Source organism: Streptomyces antnestii (assembly GCF_004005495.1).
Lineage (GTDB): Bacteria > Actinomycetota > Actinomycetes > Streptomycetales > Streptomycetaceae > Streptomyces > Streptomyces antnestii.
The window spans coordinates 233,683-254,035 of the sequence record NZ_RZYA01000005.1 but is presented as its reverse complement, the minus strand read 5'-3'; the positions used below and the strand labels follow the sequence as shown (position 1 = coordinate 254,035).

Below are 20,353 nucleotides of genomic sequence, written 5' to 3'. Positions count from 1 at the left end.
GGGAGCACGGGCACATGATGAGCAGGCCGCTGATCGGCGTGAGCACCTACTGGGAGGCCAAGGCGAGCTGGGGCGTGTGGGAACTGCCCGCCGCGCTGCTGCCCGCCGGGTACCCACGGCTCGTGCAGTCCGCCGGCGGCCTCACCGCGATGGTGCCGCCGGACGACCCCTCGTACGCGCCCTCGGTGGTCGCGCGGCTCGACGGACTCGTCGTCGCCGGCGGGGCCGATGTGGACCCGGGCCGCTACGGCGCCGTGCGCGACGACCGCACCGGGCCGCCCGCGGTGGAGCGGGACGCGTGGGAACTCGCCCTGATCCGGGCCGCGTTGGCGTCCGGCAAGCCCCTGCTCGGCATCTGCCGGGGCATGCAGCTGTTGAACGTGGCGCTCGGCGGCACGCTCACCCAGCACATCGAGGGACATGTGAAGGACACCGGCGTCTTCGGGCAGCACGCGGTGACGCCCGTGCCCGGGACCCGGTACGGCGAGCTGGTGCCCGAAGCGATGGACGTGCCGACGTACCACCACCAGGCGGTCGACCGGCTCGGCCGGGGCCTGGTCGCGTCGGCGCACGCCGCGGACGGCACCGTCGAGGCGGTCGAACTCCAGGGTCTCACCTGGGTGCTCGGCGTGCAGTGGCACCCCGAGATGGGCGAGGACGCGCGCGTCATGGGAGGCCTGATCCGCGCGGCCCGGGGCGGCAACTGACGCCCCCTCGCGGTCCTCAGGCGGGTCCCCGGGTGAGCCCGAGCAGATCCCTGGCCGGCCCCACCGGCCGGTGTCCGGTCGGCCAGACCGCGCGCAGGTCCCTGCGCAGCGTGACGCCTTCGAGGGGGATCTCGACGAGCCTGCGGGCGGCGAGTTCCTCTCCCACGGCGAGTTCGCTCAGGACGGCGGGGCCGGCGCCGCTCACCGCCGCGGCCTTCACCGCGGTCGTCGACGACAGCTCGATGAGGGGGCGGGCGAGGCCGCCGAGCGCGGCGTCGAGCACCTGACGCGTGCCCGAGCCCCGCTCCCGCAGGATGAGCGGGGTCGCCGCCAGCTCGTCCGCCGCCAGCGGCTTCGCCCGCCGGGCCCAGGGGTGCGCGGGGGCGGTGACCACGATGAGCCGGTCCCGGGCGATGACCGTGGCGTCCAGGCCCGGCGGCACGGCGAGGCCCTCGACGAAGCCGAGGTCGGCCTCCCCGGACAGCAGGCGCTCGGCGACGGCCGCCGAGTTGCCCGCGTGCAGCGACACGGCGGTGTCGGGGCGCTCCGCTCGCAGCGCGAGCAGCCAGTTGGGGAGCAGGTACTCGGCGATCGTCATGCTCGCCGCGACGCGCAGGCGCGAGTCCCGGCGGTCGCGCAGCGCCTGCGCGCCCGCGTCGAAGGCCTCCGCCGCCTCGACGATCCGCCGCGCCCAGTCCGTGACGAGGGCGCCCGCGTCGGTCAGCCGTGAGCCGCGCGGGGACCGGTCGACGAGAGCCACCCCGAGCTGGCGCTCCATGGAGCGGATGCGGCTGCTGGCCGCGGGCTGCGTGATGCCGGTCTCGCGGGCGGCGCGGCCGAGGCTGCCGAGCCGCGCCACGGCGAGCAGGAGTTCCAGGGCGCCGAGGTCCGGGACCCGGTGGGCCAGGCCCGCCCCGATCGTCGAACCGTCCGCCGCACCTGCCGTATCGCCGCCCATAAAGCCAGCTTATGCCCTCATAGAGGCATCGTCCCTGGTGGGGGCGGCCGCCCGGCGGGACGGTGGAGTCATGGTCACCGTCGCCCCGTCGCCCACCGCCGCCCGCACCCCGTCCGCCCGGTGTCCCGCGGTGCGCCACCTCGGCCCCAACTGGTACGCGTCCGTGATGGGCACCGCGATCATCGCGAACGCGGGCGCGGCGCTCCCCGTCCACGTACCGGGTCTGCGGAGCGTGTGCACGGTGATGTGGGCGCTCTCCCTGGTGGCGCTCGTCGTCCTCCTCACGGCCCGCGCGCTGCACTGGACGCACCACGCCGACCGGGCCCGGGAGCATCTCCTGGACCCGGCCGTGGCCCCCTTCTACGGCTGCCTCGCGATGGCACTGCTCGCGGTCGGCGGCGGCACGATGCTGGTGGGACAGGACTGGATCGGGACGCGCGCGGCGGTCGCCCTGGACACGGTGCTGTTCACGGCGGGGACGGTGACCGGGCTCGCGGCGGCGGTGGCCGTCCCGTACCTGATGGTGGCCAGGCATCGGATCGAGCCGGGTCAGGCCTCCCCCGTGTGGCTGCTGCCCGTCGTGGCGCCCATGGTGTCCGCGGCCGTCGGCCCGCTCCTGGTGCCCCATCTCCCGGCCGGCCAGTGGCGGCAGACGCTGCTTCTCGCCTGTGTCGCCCTGTTCGGGCTCAGTCTGATCGCCGTCGCCCTGATGCTTCCGGTGATCTTCGCGCGGCTCGTCACGGCGGGCCCGCTGCCCGTGATGGCCACCCCGGCCCTGTTCCTGGTGCTCGGGCCCCTCGGCCAGTCGACGACCGCCGTGGGCAAGTTCGCGGACCTCGCGCCGGGCGTCCTGCCCGCCCCCTACGCCCAGGGGTTCGGCGTCTTCGCGATCCTGTACGGCGTCCCGGTGATGGGGTTCGCGCTGCTGTGGCTGGCGCTCGCGGCGGCGCTGGTCGTGCGGGCCCGCCGCCGGGGCATGCGGTTCTCGATGACGTGGTGGGCGTTCACGTTCCCCGTCGGCACCTGTGTCACGGGCGCGGAGGGCCTCGCCAGGCACACGGGCCTCGCGGTGTACGACGGGCTCGCGATCACCCTGTACGCCGTACTCGTCACCGCCTGGGCCGTCGCCGCCGTGCTCACGGTCCGCGGTCTGTTCAGCGGAGAGCTGCTCGCAGCGCCGCGGCGAGGACCTGCGGCGCCCGCGCCAACGACGGCCCGTACCACGTGAGATGACGGCCACTGACCAGCGCGGCGGGCACCGGGAACAGCTCGGGCCCGTCGTCCCGCGTGAAGCGGTACGGCTCGTCGGGCAGCACCACCAGGTCGATGTCCGCCGCGCGCAGTTCGTCCGCCGCGAGACGCGGATAGCGCTCGCCGTGGCCCGCGTAGACGTTGTCCACGCCGAGCCGCGCGAGCAGGTCACCGGCGAAGGTGTCCCGGCCGAGCACCATCCAGGGGCGGCGCCACACCGGGACCGCCGCCCGTAGCCGGCGGGCCGGCGCCTCGACCTCGTCCCAGGCGGCCGCGGCCTCGTCCAGCCAGCGGGGCCTTTCCGGCGTGCCGCAGGCCGCGAGGACCCGCTCCAGCTCGCGCAGGGCGCCCGGCAGGTCGCGGATCTCGGTGACGAGGACGTCGAGTCCCGCGTCGCGCAGGGCGTCGAGATCGGGCGCGCGGTTCTCCTCCTCGTTGGCGATGACGAGGTCGGGGGCGAGGGCGATGACGCGTGCGACGTCGGGGTTCTTCGTGCCGCCGATCCGGACGAGCCCTGCACCGAGGTCCGCCGGGTGCGTGCACCAGTCCGTGGCGCCGACGAGGGCTCCGGGCAGCGTGACGGCGACCGCCTCGGTCAGCGAGGGGACGAGGGAGACGACGCGCGGGGTGCGGGACACGGTCACCGTCCGGGTTCGTCCCGCGCCTCGATGTGCTCGGCGACCGCGACCACGAGCACGCGCGCGTCGTCGCCGGTGGCCCGCCAGCGGTGCCGTACGCCACCGGTCAGATACAGGGTGTCGCCTCGGCCCAGCCGGTACGCCCGGCCCTCGGCCTCGACCTCGACGGCTCCCTCGGTGACGTACATCAGGACGTCGTTGCGGAGCTGGAACTCGCGGCGCGGGTCGTGGTCGCCGACGAACTCCTCGGCGTGCAGCTGGTGATGGCCGCGGACGAGGGAGCGCACCACGGAGTGAGGCGAGGCGTCCTCGGTGACCGTGGCGTCGCCCGCGCGCACCAGGTCCACGGTGTGGGCGGGGTCGGCGGCGGCCAGGAGTTCGACGGCGGTGGTGCCGAGCGCGTCGGCGACCTTCTCCAGGGAGCGCCGGCTCGGTCTGGCGCGTTCGTTCTCGATCTGGCTCAGGAACGGGACGGACAGGCCGCTGCGCTCCGCGACGGCGGCGAGGGTGAGCTCTTGGGCCCGGCGCCTGCGCCGCACGGCCGCACCCACCCGAAGTGTCTCCTTGTGTTCGTCCATCGCCCCGGCTCCCTCCCGCGCGTCGTCACCTGTTCGGTTCCTTGCAGACTACGCAGGTTCGGGACGCGGTTTCATGTGAGCGGGCGAACGCGCGTGGGCGGCCGGTCACGGAGACCGGCCGCCCACGCGCGTGTGGAACCCTGCGGGACTACTGCGGAGCCATCCGGTCCGCGACGTCCTTGTGCGTCTTCAGCCACGCGTCCACGGCCTGTTCCTCATGGCCCTGACCGCGCTTCTTGATCTCCGCCTCGAGGCTGCCCAGCTCGCTCTCGCTCATCTTGAAGTTCTTGAACCACTTCGTGAGCTGCGGGTACTTCGAGGGGAAGCCCTTGTTGACGATGGTGCGGATCGTGTTGCCCTCACCGAAGAGCTTCTTGGAGTCGGTCAGCTTGTTGAGCTGGTACTGGCTGTACGCCCAGTGCGGCGACCAGAGCACGACGGCGACCGGCTGCTTCTTGGCGTACGCGCGCTTCAGCTCGGCGAGCATCGCGGGCGTGGAGCCGTCGACGACCTTGTACTCCTTGTCGAGGCCGTAGCCCGGCAGGACGTTCTTCTTCAGCAGGTTCATCTCGCCGGTGCCCGGCTCGATGCCGATGATCTTGCCGTCGAAGGTCTTGCCCTTGCCCTTGAGGTCCTCGAGGGACTTGACGCCCTTCACGTAGGAGGGCACGGCGATCTCGAGGGACGTCGGGCTGTACCAGGAGCCCAGGTCCTTCAGGTTGTCCTTGTGCTTGTCCCAGTAGTTCTTCTGGGCATAGGGCAGCCAGGCGTCGAAGTTGACGTCCAGGTCACCGGAGCCGAGGCCGGTGTAGACCGGGCCGACGTCCATCTGCTTCAGGTTGAGCTTGTAGCCGCGGTCACCGAGGACGCGCTTCCACAGGTAGGTGACGGCGACGTCCTCGTCCCAGGGGAACCAGGCGACGTTCACCGGACGGGCGGCCTCGCCCGTGCCGCCGGCCGTCGAGGACTTCTTGACCGGGGCCAGCTTGTCGACGACACCGGGGTTCGCCTTCAGCCACGCCTTGACGGCGTCCTGCTGCTTGCCCTTGCCGGCCTTGTTGATGTCGGCCTCAAGACTCGTCAGCTGCTTCTCGGTCATCCTGAAGTTCTTGAGCCACGCGCCGACCTCGGGGTTGTCGGCGGCGAAGCCCTTGCGGGACAGCGTGTGCACACCGTCACCCTTGCCCCAGGCACCCTTCGGGTCCTTGAGCTTCTTCAGCTTGTAGTCGCTGTACGCCCAGTGCGGCGACCAGAGCGTCGTGACGATCGGCTGCTTCTTGGCGTACGCGCGCTTCAGCTGCGCCAGCATCGCCGGCGTGGAGCTGTCGACGACCCGGTACTCCTTGTCGAGGCCGTACTCCTTGAGGACCTTGTCCTTGAGGAGCCCCATCATTCCGGCGCTGGACTCGATGCCGGTGATCTTGCCGTCGAAGGTGGCGCTCTTGCCCTTGAGGTCATCGAGCGAGTCGATGCCCTTCATGTAGGCGGGCACCGAGAGCTCCAGGGACGTCTGGCCGTACCAGGCACCGAGGTCGTCGAGCTGCTTGCCGTACTTCTTCCAGTACTGCGCGTGCGTGGTCGGCAGCCAGGAGTCGGTCTCGAAGTCGACCTGCCCGGAGGCCAGCGACGTGTACAGCGGGCCCGCGTCGAGCTGCTTGGCCTCGACCTGGAAACCGCGCTCCTCCAGGATCTCCTTCCACAGGAAGGTGGAGGCGACGCCCTCGTCCCACGGGATGTAGCCGATGGAGATCTTCTTGCCCTTGCCGACATTGGACGCGTCGGCGACCGGCGCCTGAGTCGTGGCGGCGCCGAACATGCCCATGCCGCCCGCGACGAGCGCGAGGACGACGACACCGACGACCGCGACCGCGGGGCGCGGGCGGTAGTTCCAGACCGTCAGACCGTGCGCGGCGCGCACCTTGGCGAGGGCACGGCGACCCATCGGGGACGCCTGGGTGCCGAGCGCGCTGGTCATGCGGTCGAGGTAGATCGCGAGGATCACGATGGCGACGCCGGACTCGGAGCCGAGGCCGACGTTCAGCTGGCCGATGGCCTCGTTCACGTCGGCGCCGAGGCCCTCGGAGCCGACCATGCCCGCGATGGCGGCCATGGACAGGCCCAGCATGATGACCTGGTTGACACCGGCCATGATCGACGGGAGCGCGAGCGGCAGCTGGACGCGGAACAGGGTGTTGCGCGGGGTGTCACCGAACGCGTCGGCGGCCTCGACCAGTTCCTTGTCGACCTGCCGGATGCCCAGCTCGGTCATGCGGACGCCGGGGGCGAGCGCGAAGATCAGGGTCGCGACGATGCCCGCGGGGGCGCCCGAGCCGAAGAACAGGATGGCCGGGATGAGGTAGATCATCGCGGGCAGCGTCTGCATGAAGTCCAGGACCGGGCGCACGACCGCGCTGACGCGGTTCGAGCGGGCCGCCCAGATGCCGACGGGCACCGAGATGACGAGCGCGATGATCGTCGCCACGAGGACGAGCGACAGCGTCATCATCGCGTGGTCCCACAGTTCGAGGGAGTCGATGAACGCGAAGCCCACGAAGGTCAGCACACCGGCGACGGTGCCGCGCAGCCAGAAGGCGATCACGGCGAAGATGCCCGCGAGGATCAGCGGCTGCGGGGCCTGGAGGACCCAGTTGATGCCGTCGTAGGCACCGTTGAAGACGTTCTTGAAGAAGTCGAAGAGCCACGCCGCGTGGCTGAGCAGCCACTCGACGACGCTGTTGACCCAGTTACCGAAGGGGATCCTAGGCACCGGTGATCACCTTCTCCACCGGCTCGTCGCCCTCGCCGCGCGGCGTCGGGACGTCGTCCTGCTCAGTCTGCTCGGCCTGCTCGGTCTGCTCGGCCTGCTCTGCCTGCTCGGTCTTCGTCAGGGAGGGCTGCTCGGCGGGCTGGATCGCCTCACCGAGTACGCCGAGGAGCCGTTCGCGCGTGACGACGCCGAGAAGCTTGCCGCTCTTGTCGGCCACGGCGACGGCGACGCCGACCGTGGAACACGGCGTGAACAGCTCGATGACCGGGGTGTCCTCGGTGACCGTCGCGGGCGCGTCGCCGTGGACGTAGTCCTCCGGCACGTCGGTCATGATCGCGCCCGCGGTCAGCACGCGGGAGCGGTCCACGTCCTGGATGAACGAGGCGACGTAGTCGTTGGCGGGCCGGACGAGGATGTCCTCGGCGGTGCCGATCTGGACGATGCGGCCGTCGCGCATGACGGCGATGCGGTCGCCCAGGCGCATGGCCTCGTTCAGGTCGTGGGTGATGAAGACGATGGTCTTCTTCAGGGTCTTCTGGAGCTCCAGGAGCTGGTCCTGCATGTCGCGGCGGATCAGCGGGTCGAGCGCGCTGAACGACTCGTCCATGAGGAGCAGGTCGGCGTCCGTGGCGAGCGCGCGGGCCAGGCCCACACGCTGCTGCATACCGCCGGAGAGCTCGTCGGGCCAGGACTTCTCCCAGCCGGCGAGACCGGCGAGGCGCAGCGCCTCTATGGCGCGCTTCTCGCGCTCCTTGCGCGGCACACCCTGGACCTCCAGGCCGTACGCGGCGTTCTCCATCACGCTGCGGTGGGGGAACAGCGCGAAGTGCTGGAAGACCATGCTGATCTTCTTGGAGCGCACGGCGCGCAGGTCTCGCGGGCTGAGCGCGGTCAGATCCTGGCCGTCGAAGCGGACGTGCCCGGCCGTGGGCTCGAGCAGTCCGTTCAGCATGCGCAGAAGCGTGGACTTGCCGGAGCCCGACAGACCCATCACGACGAAGATCTGGCCCGGCTCGACGGTGAAGGAGGCGTCGATCACGGCAGCGGTGGTGCCGCCGGCGCGCAGTTCCTCACGGTCTGCTCCGTGGCGGAGTTTCTCCACCGCTTGATCGGGTCGTCTGCCGAACACCTTGTACAGGTCTTCGGCCTGCAGCCTGGACACATACACCTCTTGGGTAGAACGAATACGGCCCGCCTCCCCCGCCGGCGGGCCGTGGAGCGATGCGAGATCCGCTCGCGTGTCCGGCCACCCATTGGTTGATGCGTGAACGGCTTCGCTCCGGCTGCGCGCCTGCCCGCGCTTATGCGGATCAAACGCAAGAGTGTTCCAGTTCACATCGCGTTCACTTCCGGAGCCGGAGCCGGAGCCGGTGCCGCCGCATCGTCGCGGGTCGGTGACTGTCAGTGCGGTGCGGCAGGATGTGGGACGTGACCCAGCGAACCGATCGCCTGATGCTGCTCGACACCGCGTCCCTGTACTTCCGGGCCTATTTCGGGGTCCCCGACTCCGTGAAGGCCCCGGACGGGACGCCGGTCAACGCGGTGCGCGGCCTGCTCGAATTCATCACCCGGCTCGTGCACGACCACCACCCCGACTCGCTCGTGGCCTGCATGGACGCGGACTGGCGGCCCCAGTGGCGGGTCGACCTGATCCCCTCGTACAAGGCACACCGTGTCGCCGAGCTGACCGAGAGCGGCACCCCGGACGAAGAGGAGATCCCCGACACCCTCTCCCCCCAGGTCCCGATCATCGAGGACGTGCTCGACGCGGTGGGCATCGCGCGCGTCGGCGTCGAGGGGTACGAGGCGGACGACGTCATCGGCACGTTCACCGGGCGGGCCGGCGGACCGGTCGACATCGTCACCGGCGACCGGGACCTCTTCCAGCTCGTGGACGACAAGCGCGAGCGCCGCGTCCTGTACCCCCTCAAGGGCGTCGGCACCCTCCAGGTCACCGACGAGGACCTGCTGCGCGAGAAGTACGGGGTCGACGGCTCCGGTTACGTGGATCTGGCACTGCTGCGCGGCGACCCGAGCGACGGGCTGCCGGGCGTGCCGGGCATCGGCGAGAAGACGGCGGCGAAGCTGCTGGCGCAGTTCGGGGACCTGGCCGGGATCATGGCCGCGGTCGACGACCCGAAGTCGAAGCTGACGCCGTCGCAGCGCAAGCGTCTGGACGAGTCGCGGCCGTACATCGCGGTGGCGCCGACGGTGGTGCGGGTGGCGTCGGACGTGCCGCTGCCGGACGTGGACACGGCGCTGCCGCGCGAGGCACGCGATCCCGCGACCCTGGACGAGCTGGCGCAGCGCTGGGGCCTCGGCGGTTCCCTGCAGCGACTTCTCTCCACTCTGGCGGGCTGACCTCCGGCGGGCCGGGTGTTAACTTAGGTAAACCTAAGTAGCTAGTGATCTCCAGGGGAGGCCGCCATGGCGGAGCGTGCAGAGCGCAGGAAGCCGACAGCGCACCGGGGAGAGGTCGTGCGCACCGAGCGGCTCACCCCGCACATGCAGCGTGTGGTCCTCGGCGGGGACGGCCTCGCCGCGTTCGCCGCGGGCGGCTTCACGGACCACTACGTGAAGCTCCAGTTCCCGCTCGACGGTGTCACGTACCCCGAGCCGTTCGACCTCGGCCGGATCCGGGAGGAGCTGCCGCGCGACCAGTGGCCCGTGACGCGCACGTACACCGTGCGCGCCTGGGACCCGGTGGCGTGCGAGCTGACGCTCGACTTCGTGGTGCACGGCGACGAGGGCATCGCCGGTCCGTGGGCGCGGGACGTACGGCCGGGCGCGAGCGTGCACCTGGCCGGTCCCGGCGGGGGTTACGCCCCCGACGCCGGCGCCGACTGGCATCTCCTCGTCGGTGACGAGAGCGCGCTGCCCGCGATCGCCGCCGCCCTGGAGGCGCTGCCGGAGGGCGCCGTGGCCCACGCCTTCGTGGAGGTCGCCGACGCGTCCGAGGAGCAGAAGACCGACTCCGCCGTGCAGGTCACCTGGCTGCATCGCGGCGACCGCCCGGTGGGCGAGGCCCTGGTCGAGGCGGTGCGCACGCTCACATTCCCGGGGGGCCGGGTGCACGCGTTCGTCCACGGTGAGGCGGGCTTCGTGAAGGAGCTGCGCCGCCACCTCCGTAACGAACGGCAGATCCCCCGCGAGGACCTCTCCATCTCGGGCTACTGGCGCCTCGGCCACAACGAGGACGGCTGGCAGGCATCGAAGCGGGAGTGGAACGCGCAGGTGGAGGCGGAACAGGAGAGGACTTCCTAGGGCGGCCGCCCGGAGTGACGGCTGGGGCAGTCGCCCTGAGGGATGGGCTGGGGCAGTCGCCCGGGGCGACTGGCTGGGGCAGCCGCTCGGAGGGACGGGCTGAGGCAGCCGCCCGGAGCGACCGGCCGCGGCAATCGCCCGAGGTGACTGGCTGAGGCAGTCGCCCGGGGCGACTGGCTGGGGCAGCCGCTCGGAGGGACGGGCTGAGGCAGTCGCCCGGAGGGACGGGCCCTCGCAGTCGCCCGAGGTGACTGGCTGAGGCGGTCGCCCGGGGTGACTGGCTGGGGCAGCCGCTCGGAGGGACGGGCTGAGGCAGCCGCCCGGAGGGACGGGCCCTCGCAGTCGCCCGAGGTGACTGGCTGAGGCGGTCGCCCGGGGTGACTGGCTGGGGCAGCCGCTCGGAGGGACGGGCTGAGGCAGTCGCCCGGAGGGACGGGCCCTCTCAGTCGCCCGAGGTGACTGGCTGAGGCTGTCGCCCGGGGTGACGGGCAAGGGCAGTCGCCCTGAGGAACAGGCTGCGGCAGTCGCCCGGGGGTGACGGGCTGGGGCAGTCATCCGGAGTGACCGGCCGCGGCAGCCGCCCGGAGCGACCGGCCGCGGCACCCCCGGAGGAACAGGCTGAGGCAGTCGCCCGGGGTGACCGGCTGGGCCTCACCTCAGCCCGTCACCCCTAGTCCGTCACCCCCGGCCCGTCACCCCCGCACGTCCTCCCGGAGCCGTGCGTGGAGGTGGGAGTCGTGCCAGCCGTCCGCGTGCAGCAGGGCGCTGCGCTTCGTGCCCTCAGCGGCGAAGCCCGACTTCAGGGCGACCCGGCAGGAGGCCAAGTTGCCTGTGGCGTGCTGGAGTTCGAGGCGGTGGAAGCCGATGTCGTCGAACGCCCAGCGGGTCAGCGCGGCGACGGCTCGCGGCGCGACGCCCGTGCCCCGGGCCACCGGCAGGGTCCAGTACGCGACCTCGGCCTGACCCTCCTCCAGCGAGAGGGTGCGCAGCCCCGCACGGCCCACCACCTCGTCGGTGGCCGCCGCGGCGACCGCCCAGGACGCCCTCCGCTCGCGCTCCCAGGCATCCCGCCACTCCGCCAGCCAGCCGCGCGCCTCGTCCTCGGACTCCGAGACCCGCGCATGCCACCGCTGGATCGAGGGGTCACTGAACGCGGCGTGCACGGCCGGCGCGTCCTCGTCCCGCCAGGGCCGCAGGACGAGTCCGCCGTCGGCGTCGAGCGTGGGCTGGGGGCCGGCGGCGAGCGAACCGGGGGTCAGGACCTGCGCAATCGTCATCGGCATGCGCTCATCCTGCCCCCGGCGCCCCGTCTCCGTCCGTGGTTCGGCGAGGAGGGCCACCGCCGTAGGCTGGGCGGCGATGAGACGAAAGCCGCGTATCCCGCCCTCCCCGCTGCCGCAGCGCGACGGCATCGACCCCTTCCGGGTCAGGCTGCCGCTCGACGGGGCCTGGAGCACGGTGCGCGACCACCTCGTGGAGCGGCTTGCCGCCGGGCCCGGGGTGATCGACACGATGCTGCGCGAGGGGCGGATCGTCGGCGCGGACGGCGCCGCCGTGACGTCGGACGCGCCCTATATGCCGGGCGCCTGGGTGTGGTTCCACCGTGAGTACGCCACCGAGGTGCCCGTGCCGTTCCCGATCGGGATCGTGTACCGGGACGAGCACGTCGTCGTCGCGGACAAGCCCCATTTCCTGGCCACGACGCCGCGCGGCAGCCATGTCACCGAGACCGCCCTGGCGCGCCTGCGCCGGGAGTTGGACCTTCCCGAGCTCGGTCCGGCGCACCGCCTCGACCGGCTGACGGCGGGGCTCGTGCTCTTCGTCGTGCGCTCCGGTGAACGCGGCGCGTACCAGACGCTGTTCGGCGACCGCCGGGTGCGCAAGGAGTATGAGGCGGTGGCCGCGTACGACCCGGCGGTCGCCCTGCCCAGGACCGTGCGCAGCCGGATCGTGAAGGAGCGCGGGGTGCTCGCCGCGTACGAGGTGCCGGGCGGCGAGCCGAACGCGGAGAGCCGGATCGAGCTTCTCGGGGAGCGGGGCGGGCTCGGCCGGTACCGGCTCGTCCCGCACACCGGCCGCACCCATCAGCTGCGGGTCCATATGAACGCGCTCGGCCTGCCGATCCTCGGCGACCCGCTCTACCCCGTGGTCGCCGACGCGGTGGCGCCGGACGACTTCCGCCGGCCGCTCCAACTCCTCGCGCGTTCCCTGGAGTTCAGGGACCCGGTCACCGGCCGGGAGCACCGCTTCGAGAGCGGGCGGACGCTGGCGGCCTGGTCGGCGTACGAGGAGTGGGCGGGCGGCGGCGTCGCCCACTCCTCGTAGGGCCGGGGCCCGGCCGGCTCAGTAGCCGCGCCACCAGCGCAGGAACCGGCGCCAGGCGCCCTGCGGCGGCGCGGCCGGTTCCGGGAACGTGGCCCCGGCCGGGTACGGCGAGGCGGCGGGATCGGGGACGGGCTGCGCCACCGGGGCCGGTGCCGGGGCCGGTGGCTGCGGGACGTGGGTCGACACCTGCCACTCGTCGCGCGGCTCCGGGACCGGGCGCGCGCCGGGCTTGGCGACGACGTCCTGCGGCGGGCGCGGCTCGAACTTCACCGGCAGCTCCACCAGGTGCCGCGAAAGGATCGAGGAGCGCCAGCGCAACTCGTGCTCCGGGATGGAGAGTTCGACGTCGGGCAGGCGCATCAGGAGCGCGTCGACACCGATGTCGGCGATGGCGCGGCCGATGTCCTGTCCGGGGCACTCGTGCGGCCCGCCGCCGAACGCGAGGTGCGAGCGGTTGCCCTGCATGTTGGCGGACAGGTCGGGGCGTACGACGGGGTCGACGTTGCCGGGCGCGATGCCGAAGATCAGGCCGTCGCCCCGGCGGATGTGCCGGCCGCCCAGCTCCGTGTCCTCCTTGGCGAAGTACCCGACCATCGCGGTGAACGGCGGCTCGTCCCACAGGGACTGCTCGACGGCCTCGGGCACGGTCATCTGGCCGCCGTTGAGCTGGGCGCGGAAGCGGGGGTCGGTGAGGACCACGCGCAGCACGTTCGCGATGAGGTTGGCCGTGGCCTCGTACGCGGCGATCAGGACGAGGCGCAGGTGCTGGGCCACCTCGTCGTCGCTGAGCGCGGCGGGCTGGGCGATGAGGTGGCTGGTGAAGTCCGCCTCTGGGCGGGCCCGGCGGCGGACGGTGAGCCGCGTCAGGACGCCCATGATGTATTCGTTGCTGGCGATGGCGGTCTCGGTGCCCTTGATCATGTCGCGGGCGGCCTGCACCATCCGCTCGTTGTACTCCTCGGGCATGCCGAAGATCCGGCACATCACCATCATCGGCAGGTGCTCGGCGAACTGGCTGACGACGTCGGCCTCGCCAATCTCGCAGATCTTGTTGACCAGCTCGTTCGACGAGCGGTTGATGTAGCGGCGCAGGCCGCGGGCCTCGATGGTGGCGATCGCCCCGGTGACCGCGCCGCGCAGCCGCTGGTGGTCGGCGCCCTCGGCGAAGCTGCAGATGGGCTGCCAGCTGAAGACCGGCGCGAGCGGGTTGGTGGGGGTGACGCTGCCGTCGAGGACGGCGTTCCAGTTGCGCGCGTCGCGGTTGTACTGGGAGGTCGAGCGGACCATGTGCAGGTTCTCGCTGTGCCCGAGGACCGCCCACATCGGCACGTCGTCGTGGATCAGGATGGGGGCCACGGAACCGTGTTCGGCACGCAGTTTCTCGTACACGGCCGCGATGTCGTCGTCCGCCTCGGGGCCGTAGAGCCGACGCAGGCCGCCGGGGCCCATGGCGTGCGCCGGGCAGCCGGGCGGCGGACTGAGCGCGGCGTCTTCCGTGCCGGCGTGTGAGTGGGAGGGAGTCGTCACGGTGATCGCTCCGGTGGTGTGAAAAGTCTGTATGGGAAGGCTGTGGTGGACTGAGGGGGAAGTCCCGCGCCGGGTCAGACGCGGGCCAGCGCCAGCTCGTGCAGATAGCGCATCAGGGTCATCAGGACGTCCCGGCTCGACGCCCTGCGCCGGGCGTCGCACTCGATGATCGGCACGTGCGGGTCGAGGTCGAGGGCCTGGCGCAGTTCGTCGGCGGGGTAACGCGGGCCATCGGGAAAGGCGTTGTTGGCGATGACGAACGGCACGCCCCGCTCCTCCAGGCGCCCGATCACGTCGAAGCTGACTTCGAGGCGGCGGGTGTCGATGAGGACGACGGCGCCGAGCGCGCCCTCGAAGAGGCCGTTCCACAGGAACCAGAAGCGCTCCTGACCGGGGGTTCCGAACAGGTAGAGGACCAGCTCTTCCGTGATGCTGATGCGTCCGAAGTCCATGGCGACCGTGGTGGCCGTCTTGGTCTCGGAGCCGTAGTTGTCGTCGACGCCGATGCCCGCCTGGGTCATGGTCTCTTCGGTGGTGAGCGGCCTGATCTCGCTGACCGATCCGACCATCGTGGTCTTGCCCACGCCGAAGCCGCCCACGATGACGACCTTCACGGCCGCCTTGACCGTGTCGGGCAGATGGTCCTCGCTCCGAGGCCCCGGGATGCGGGGGCCTTCCCGGAGCGTGTCAGAGCTTTTGAAGTCCATGCATCACCGCTTCGAGGAGGGAACGGTCGGCGACGGCGCCGCGGATGACGGGGGCGCGCGCCTGGACCAGTTCGGCCGCGAGGAGTTCACCGAGCAGCACGGTGACCACGCTGAACGGCAGACTGAGGTAGGCCGAGATCTCGGCCGTGGACAGGGGTGACTTGCACAGCCGTAACAGGGCTGCCTGTTCGGGCGGGGACGCGGGCGGGGGGTCGGAGCGCGCGACGATCAGGGTGACGAGGTCGAGCGGCGCGCGCTCGGCCCCCTCGGTGCCACCCGTGATCGTGTAGAGGCGCTCCGGGTCGCCCTGGCCGTCCGCCGCGCGGCGTTCGCGCCGTGGCGGCTGAGGCGGCGGCTGGGCCCGGGAGGGTTGGCGGGGATGCGTCATACGGTCTGCCCGTTGCGCCGGGGCGGGCTGGTCAGATGTGCCCCGATACGGACGACGAGGTCGCGCATGCGGTTGCTCATGAGTCCGGCGTCCACGTGGGCGTCGGCGAGGACGGCGAGGTAGGCGCCCTTGCCGGCGGCCATGAGATAGAAGAACCCTCCGCTGACCTCGATGATGACCATGTTCATCTTGCCGTCGCTGTCCGGGATCTCGCTGGCCACGGCGGTGGCGAGGCTCTGCAGTCCGGCGCAGGCGGCGGCGATGCGGTCGGCGGCGTCGGGGTCCCCGCCGTAGCGGGCGATGCGCAGGCCGTCCGCCGAGAGCACCACGACCTGCCGGGTCTGGGGCACGCCGTCGGCGAGCTCCTTGAGCATCCAGTCGAAGTTGGCCCTTTGCTGGATCACTGGCGGTCTCCCTCGTCGACCTGCGGATTGAACTCGTCGGTGTCGCCCTGCGCGGCGCTCGGCCCGTCGCCCTTGAGCCCGTTCATGAACGCCTCGACCCACAGGCCGGGTGGGGGCATGTCGGGCTTCTCCGGCTCGGCCTCGGAGGCGGGCACCGGGATGGGGGTCCACTGCGGGGGCTGGTCCGCGCGGGGCGCCGCCCCGCTGCCCGGCTCGGGCGCCCTGGGCGTCACGATGATCTGCTGGTCGATGACCTTGGTGTCGACCTTCCTGCGGCGCTGCGGCAGCCCGTTGGCCCGCCACTCGGTGACGACGGGGACGTCGTCCTCCATGGCGGCGACGAGCGGCGCGGAGGGCCGGGGGCCGGTGGTGGGGCGGCGCGTCTTCTTCTTGCGGGGCTCCTCCACGATGGGCGTGCCGTCGTTGTCGACGCGGGGCACACCGGAGGCGCCGATGCCGTGCGCGAGGCCGGGCGCGGCGTCGGTCGTGATCATGATCCGCGGCACGATGAGGACGGCGCGGACACCGCCGTACGCGGACTGGCGCAGCGAGACCTGCATGTCGTACATCTGCGAGAGCCGGCCGACGACGGCCATGCCGAGGCGGGGGTTCTCGCCGAGGTCGTTGAGGTCGACGCCGGCCTGGGCGCGGGCGAGCATCTCCTCGGCGCGCAGCCGGGCCTCCTCGCTGAGGCTGACGCCGCCGTCCTCGATCTCGATGGCGATGCCGGTCTGCACCTCGATCGCGGTGACGTGCACCTTGGTCTGCGGGGGCGAGTAGCGGGTCGCGTTGTCCATGAGTTCGGCGAGCGCGTGGATGAGCGGCTCGACGGAGATGCCGCGGATGGCGACCTTGGCGACCTGGTGCAGATCGATGCGGGGGTAGTCGAGGATGCGCGACATGGCGCCGCGCAGCACGCTGTAGAGCGGTACGGGCCGGGGCCACTGGCGGCCGGGGCGGGCGCCGCCGAGGACGGTGATGGAGTCGGCGAGTCGGCCGATCAGCGCGGTGCCGTGGTCGATGCGCAGGAGGTCGTCGAAGACCTCGGGGTTGCGTCCGTGGTCCTCCTCCATCTCGCGCAGTTCTGCGTTCTGTTTGTGCACGATGGACTGGACGCGGCGCGCGATGGAGACGAAGGCGCGCTGCGCGGCGTCGCGCATGGTCTCCTCGCGGTCGATGAAGTCGAGCACCTCGGCCATCAACCGGCGCTGCGCGAAGGGGAGTTCGAAGTACTCGGGGTCGCTCTCGACCACGACCTTGACGGCCTCTGACGCCGTGTCACCGGAGCGCAGTCGGTACAGGGACTCGGGCAGGAGGACCTGGGCCATCCACGCGGCCTCTTTGTCGTGGGCGGCGATGCGGCGCTCGAAGTGTGCGACCTGCCGGGCGAACTGAGCGCGTTCCCCCTTGATCGTGCGGCCGCGGCGCACGGCCTCGGCGGCCACGAGGATCAGCAGCAGCGTGGCGAGGCCGCCGCACAGGGCGACGGCGAACCGCGCGGGCTGCGCCACCATCGCGACGGCGGCTCCGGTCGCCGCGGCCATGACCACGGCGGGCAGCAACAGCACGCGTGCGTAGGGGATTTCTCGGCCACCGGGAGGCGATTGAACACTCACCATGTATGCCCTCTGAACGGTCGGATCGGGGAAATGTGTGGTTACGCGGGATGTGCGGACGTGCGCGTGGGGGGAGGAACTCGAACCATCTACAAGATTGGGAACAAGCGCACGAATATGTGCCAACTCGGTGCGCTGCGGGCGAGCTTAGTCCCGTCGGATCAGCGCTGTGTCATATTCCGCAAGCACCTGAAATGGCCGGACGGGAGGAATACACTCGACCCCATTTGCACGCTCAGCGGCCGTTCGCACACGAGGAGTGAAGGCGTCCGCGCATGCGAAACGCGCAGTTCCCCGCACCCCGGAAGGGGCGCGGGGAACTGCGCGCTCAGCGACTGCGGACCGGCACTACCCCACGGACGAGTACGCCACCACACCACGCCGCAACGCGTCGATCGCCTTGCGCGCGTTCTTGGCCACGGTGTCCCCCGTGCCCTCGCCGGAGGCGCCCGGCGCCGCGGCGGCGATCTGCCCGAGGACGTCGATGACCTGCTTGCACCACCGCACGAAGTCACCGGCGGGCATGTCCGCCTCGCTCAGCACCTCGTCGAGGCCCTTGCCGGACGCCCACTGGAACGCCGCCCAGGCGAAGCCCAGATCGGGCTCGCGCTGCCCGACCCCCTCGGTCTGGCTGATCTTGAACTCTTCCTCCAGGGCGTCGAGCCGGCCCCAGATGCGCACCATCTCGCCGAGCGCCGCCTTCGCCTTCCCGGACGGCAGCTTCGGCGCGAGCGCGTCGTCCGCGGCCCGCGCCTCGAACACCAACGCCGAGACGCACGCGGCCAGTTCGGCCGGGCTGAGGCCTTCCCAGACCCCGTCGCGCAGGCACTCGCTGGCGAGCAGGTCCAGCTCGCCGTAGAGCCGCGCGAGGCGCTTGCCGTGCCGGGTGACCTCGTCGGCGCGCAGATAGTCCATCTCGGTCAGCAGGCCGACGATGCGGTCGAAGGTGCGGGCGATGGTGTTCGTCCGGCCCTCGATACGCCGCTCCAGCTGCACCGTGTCACGGCGCAGCCGGTAGTAGCGCTCGGCCCAGCGGGCGTGGTCCTCGCGCTCGTCGCAGCCGTGGCAGGGGTGGGCCCGCAGCTCGGTGCGCAGCCGCGAGATCTCGCGGTCGTCGGCCGCCGCCGCGCGGTTCTTGCGGTGCCGGTCGGGCACGATGTGCCCGGCCTTGGTGCGCAGCGCGGACGCGAGGTCGCGCCGCGACTGGGGCGAGCGCGCGTTGAACGACTTGGGGATCCGCATCCGCTCGAGCGCCTCGACCGGCACCGGGAAGTCGATCGACGCGAGCCGCTTCACCTGCCGCTCGGCGGTCAGGACGAGGGGGCGCGGGCCGTCGTGCTGCTCGAAGCCACGATGCCCGTTCGACCGGCCCGCCGGGATGCCCGGGTCGAGGACGAGCGCGAGCCCGGCGAACTTGCCGGTGGGCACATGGATCACGTCGCCCGGCTTGAGCTTCTCCAGGGCGGCCGCCGCCGCCGCGCGCCGCTGGGCCGCGCCCTGCTTGGCCAGCTCCGTCTCGCGGTCCTTGAGCTCGCGGCGCAGCCGCGCGTACTCCTCGAAGTCGCCCAAGTGGCAGGTCATGGAGGCCTTGTAGCCTTCCAGGCCCTCCTCGTTGCGCTGGACCTGGCGGGAGATCCCGACGACCGACTTGTCGGCCTGGAACTGCGCGAAGGACGTCTCGAGCAGCTCACGCGAGCGGTGCCGGCCGAACTGCTCGACCAGGTTCACCGCCATGTTGTACGAGGGCTTGAAGCTGGAGCGCAGCGGGTACGTGCGCGTGCCCGCGAGTCCCGCCAGGTGCTCGGGGCTGAAGCCGCGCTGCCACAGGACGACCGCGTGGCCCTCGACGTCGATGCCGCGCCGGCCCGCGCGCCCGGTCAGCTGGGTGTACTCGCCGGGCGTGATGTCGGCGTGCTGCTCGCCGTTCCACTTGACGAGCTTCTCCAACACCACTGACCTGGCGGGCATGTTGATGCCGAGGGCGAGAGTCTCCGTCGCGAAGACCGCCTTCACCAGGCCCCGGACGAACAGCTCCTCGACGACCTCCTTGAACGTCGGCAGCATGCCCGCGTGGTGGGCGGCGATGCCACGCTCCAGGCCTTCGAGCCACTCGTAGTAGCCGAGGACGTGCAGGTCCTCGTCGGGGATCGCGGCCGTGCGCTCCTCGACGATCTCGCGGACGCGGGCACGGGCCTCGTCGTCGTTGAGCCGCAGGCCCGCGTACAGGCACTGCTGGACGGCGGCCTCGCAGGCGGCGCGGCTGAAGATGAACGTGATGGCGGGCAGCAGGCCCTCGTCGTCGAGGCGCTCGATGACCTCGGGGCGGCCCGGCGTCCAGATCCGGGAGCGCTGCCGGCGCTCACGCTCGCGGTCCGCCTCACGCACCATCTTGCCCTTGCGGCGGTCGCGCGGATTGTACGAGCGGCTGGCCTCCATGCGGGCCATGCGCGTCAGGTCCGGGTTGACGGCCTTCTTGCGGCCCTCGCCCTCCTCGAAGAGGTCGTACATCCGGCGGCCGGCGAGCACGTGCTGGAACAGGGGCACGGGCCGGTGCTCGGAGACGATCACCTGGGTGTCGCCGCGCACGGTGTCGAGCCAGTCGCCGAACTCCTCCGCGTTCGACACCGTGGCCGAGAGGGAGACCAGGGTCACCGACTCCTGGAGGTGGATGATCACCTCTTCCCATACGGCGCCTCGGAAGCGGTCGGAGAGGTAGTGCACCTCGTCCATCACCACGTAGCCGAGGCCGAGGAGTGTCTGGGAGCCCGCGTACAGCATGTTCCGCAGGACCTCGGTGGTCATGACGACCACGGGAGCGTCCGCGTTCACGCTGTTGTCGCCGGTGAGGAGGCCCACCTTGTCGGCGCCGTAGCGCTTGACGAGGTCGCCGTACTTCTGGTTCGACAACGCCTTGATGGGCGTCGTGTAGAAACACTTCTTGCCCTGCTGGAGGGCGAGGTGGACGGCGAACTCGCCGACGATCGTCTTGCCGGAGCCGGTGGGCGCGGCCACCAGAACGCCCTTGCCCTGCTCGAGCGCCTGACACGCCTCGATCTGGAAGGGGTCGAGGCCGAAGTCGTACATCTCGCGGAAGGAGGCGAGCGCGGTGGCCTGCTCGGCAGCGCGCTTACGTGCTGCCGCGTACCGCTCGGCCGGTGAGAGGTCCTCTGTCATCGTGCTTTCGAGCCTACCGGCCACCACTGACAACGGACGATCATTATCC

General features: G+C 71.6%; 17 protein-coding genes. 5 read left to right on the top strand and 12 right to left on the bottom strand.

The annotated features are described in order from the left end of the window. Nucleotides 1-17: 17 nt before the first annotated feature. The gene (locus tag EOT10_RS13605) at nt 18-707 is read left to right on the top strand and encodes a gamma-glutamyl-gamma-aminobutyrate hydrolase family protein (protein ID WP_127828607.1); all 690 of its coding nucleotides are present in this window, start codon (nt 18-20) and stop codon (nt 705-707) included. A gap of 16 nt (nt 708-723) precedes the next feature. Here EOT10_RS13605 and EOT10_RS13600 read toward each other — a convergent pair whose 3' ends face one another. After that, entirely contained in the window at nt 724-1,665 is a 942-nt protein-coding gene (locus EOT10_RS13600) for a LysR family transcriptional regulator (RefSeq protein ID WP_127828427.1), read from the bottom strand. Between the two features lie 70 nt (nt 1,666-1,735). Here EOT10_RS13600 and EOT10_RS13595 point away from each other — a divergent pair, with 70 nt between their 5' ends. Then, nucleotides 1,736-2,893 carry a TDT family transporter gene (locus tag EOT10_RS13595; RefSeq protein WP_127828426.1) on the top strand — a complete coding sequence of 386 codons (1,158 nt, stop codon included), beginning with the start codon at nt 1,736-1,738 and terminating at the stop codon, nt 2,891-2,893. Here the strand turns inward: EOT10_RS13595 and EOT10_RS13590 are convergent. The 4 genes from EOT10_RS13590 to EOT10_RS13575 form a co-directional block, all read right to left on the bottom strand. Then, nucleotides 2,820-3,554: a helical backbone metal receptor gene (locus tag EOT10_RS13590; protein ID WP_127828425.1), complete on the bottom strand. Its 735-nt coding sequence runs from the start codon at nt 3,552-3,554 to the stop codon at nt 2,820-2,822. The two genes, EOT10_RS13595 and EOT10_RS13590, sit on opposite strands and share 74 nt — an antisense overlap. Nucleotides 3,555-3,556: 2 nt before the next feature. Beyond that, on the bottom strand, nt 3,557-4,132 hold the full coding sequence (locus EOT10_RS13585; protein ID WP_127828424.1) for a helix-turn-helix domain-containing protein: 576 nt from the start codon (nt 4,130-4,132) through the stop codon (nt 3,557-3,559). A gap of 148 nt (nt 4,133-4,280) precedes the next feature. Beyond that, nucleotides 4,281-6,899, bottom strand: coding sequence for an ABC transporter permease/substrate binding protein (locus EOT10_RS13580; protein WP_127828423.1), 2,619 nt, complete (start codon nt 6,897-6,899; stop codon nt 4,281-4,283). Then, entirely contained in the window at nt 6,892-8,061 is a 1,170-nt protein-coding gene (locus EOT10_RS13575; RefSeq protein WP_127828422.1) for a quaternary amine ABC transporter ATP-binding protein, read from the bottom strand. Before EOT10_RS13575 ends, EOT10_RS13580 begins: the two co-directional genes overlap by 8 nt. Before the next feature lie 257 nt (nt 8,062-8,318). Between EOT10_RS13575 and EOT10_RS13570 the strand changes: the two genes are divergently transcribed. Both EOT10_RS13570 and EOT10_RS13565 read left to right on the top strand, forming a co-directional pair. Next, nucleotides 8,319-9,260, top strand: a complete 942-nt coding sequence (locus EOT10_RS13570; protein ID WP_127828421.1) for a 5'-3' exonuclease — start codon at nt 8,319-8,321, stop codon at nt 9,258-9,260. A gap of 66 nt (nt 9,261-9,326) precedes the next feature. Further along, a complete protein-coding gene (locus tag EOT10_RS13565) occupies nt 9,327-10,163 on the top strand; it encodes a siderophore-interacting protein (RefSeq protein ID WP_127828420.1) in 837 nt (278 codons plus the stop codon). A gap of 692 nt (nt 10,164-10,855) precedes the next feature. Here EOT10_RS13565 and EOT10_RS13560 read toward each other — a convergent pair. After that, complete coding sequence (locus EOT10_RS13560) at nt 10,856-11,446, bottom strand: GNAT family N-acetyltransferase (protein WP_127828419.1); 591 nt, start codon at nt 11,444-11,446, stop codon at nt 10,856-10,858. A gap of 76 nt (nt 11,447-11,522) precedes the next feature. On the opposite strand from EOT10_RS13560, the gene EOT10_RS13555 reads away from it, so the two are divergent. Beyond that, nucleotides 11,523-12,488, top strand: a complete 966-nt coding sequence (locus tag EOT10_RS13555) for an RluA family pseudouridine synthase (protein ID WP_127828418.1) — start codon at nt 11,523-11,525, stop codon at nt 12,486-12,488. 18 nt (nt 12,489-12,506) lie between these two features. On the opposite strand, the gene EOT10_RS13550 is transcribed toward EOT10_RS13555, so the two are convergent. The 6 genes from EOT10_RS13550 to EOT10_RS13525 all read right to left on the bottom strand — a co-directional run bounded on the left by EOT10_RS13550 (nt 12,507) and on the right by EOT10_RS13525 (nt 20,304). Continuing rightward, a complete protein-coding gene (locus EOT10_RS13550; RefSeq protein ID WP_127828417.1) occupies nt 12,507-14,015 on the bottom strand; it encodes a cytochrome P450 in 1,509 nt (502 codons plus the stop codon). 74 nt (nt 14,016-14,089) lie between these two features. Then, nucleotides 14,090-14,722, bottom strand: coding sequence for a GTP-binding protein (locus EOT10_RS13545; protein ID WP_127828416.1), 633 nt, complete (start codon nt 14,720-14,722; stop codon nt 14,090-14,092). Continuing rightward, complete coding sequence (locus EOT10_RS13540) at nt 14,703-15,110, bottom strand: DUF742 domain-containing protein (RefSeq protein ID WP_127828415.1); 408 nt, start codon at nt 15,108-15,110, stop codon at nt 14,703-14,705. Before EOT10_RS13540 ends, EOT10_RS13545 begins: the two co-directional genes overlap by 20 nt. Continuing rightward, complete coding sequence (locus tag EOT10_RS13535; protein ID WP_127828414.1) at nt 15,107-15,514, bottom strand: roadblock/LC7 domain-containing protein; 408 nt, start codon at nt 15,512-15,514, stop codon at nt 15,107-15,109. The genes EOT10_RS13540 and EOT10_RS13535 overlap by 4 nt, the downstream gene beginning before the upstream one ends. Then, nucleotides 15,511-17,133, bottom strand: coding sequence for a sensor histidine kinase (locus EOT10_RS13530; protein WP_189491538.1), 1,623 nt, complete (start codon nt 17,131-17,133; stop codon nt 15,511-15,513). Before EOT10_RS13530 ends, EOT10_RS13535 begins: the two co-directional genes overlap by 4 nt. Nucleotides 17,134-17,478: 345 nt before the next feature. Then, complete coding sequence (locus tag EOT10_RS13525; RefSeq protein WP_127828412.1) at nt 17,479-20,304, bottom strand: DEAD/DEAH box helicase; 2,826 nt, start codon at nt 20,302-20,304, stop codon at nt 17,479-17,481. Nucleotides 20,305-20,353 lie beyond the last annotated feature (49 nt).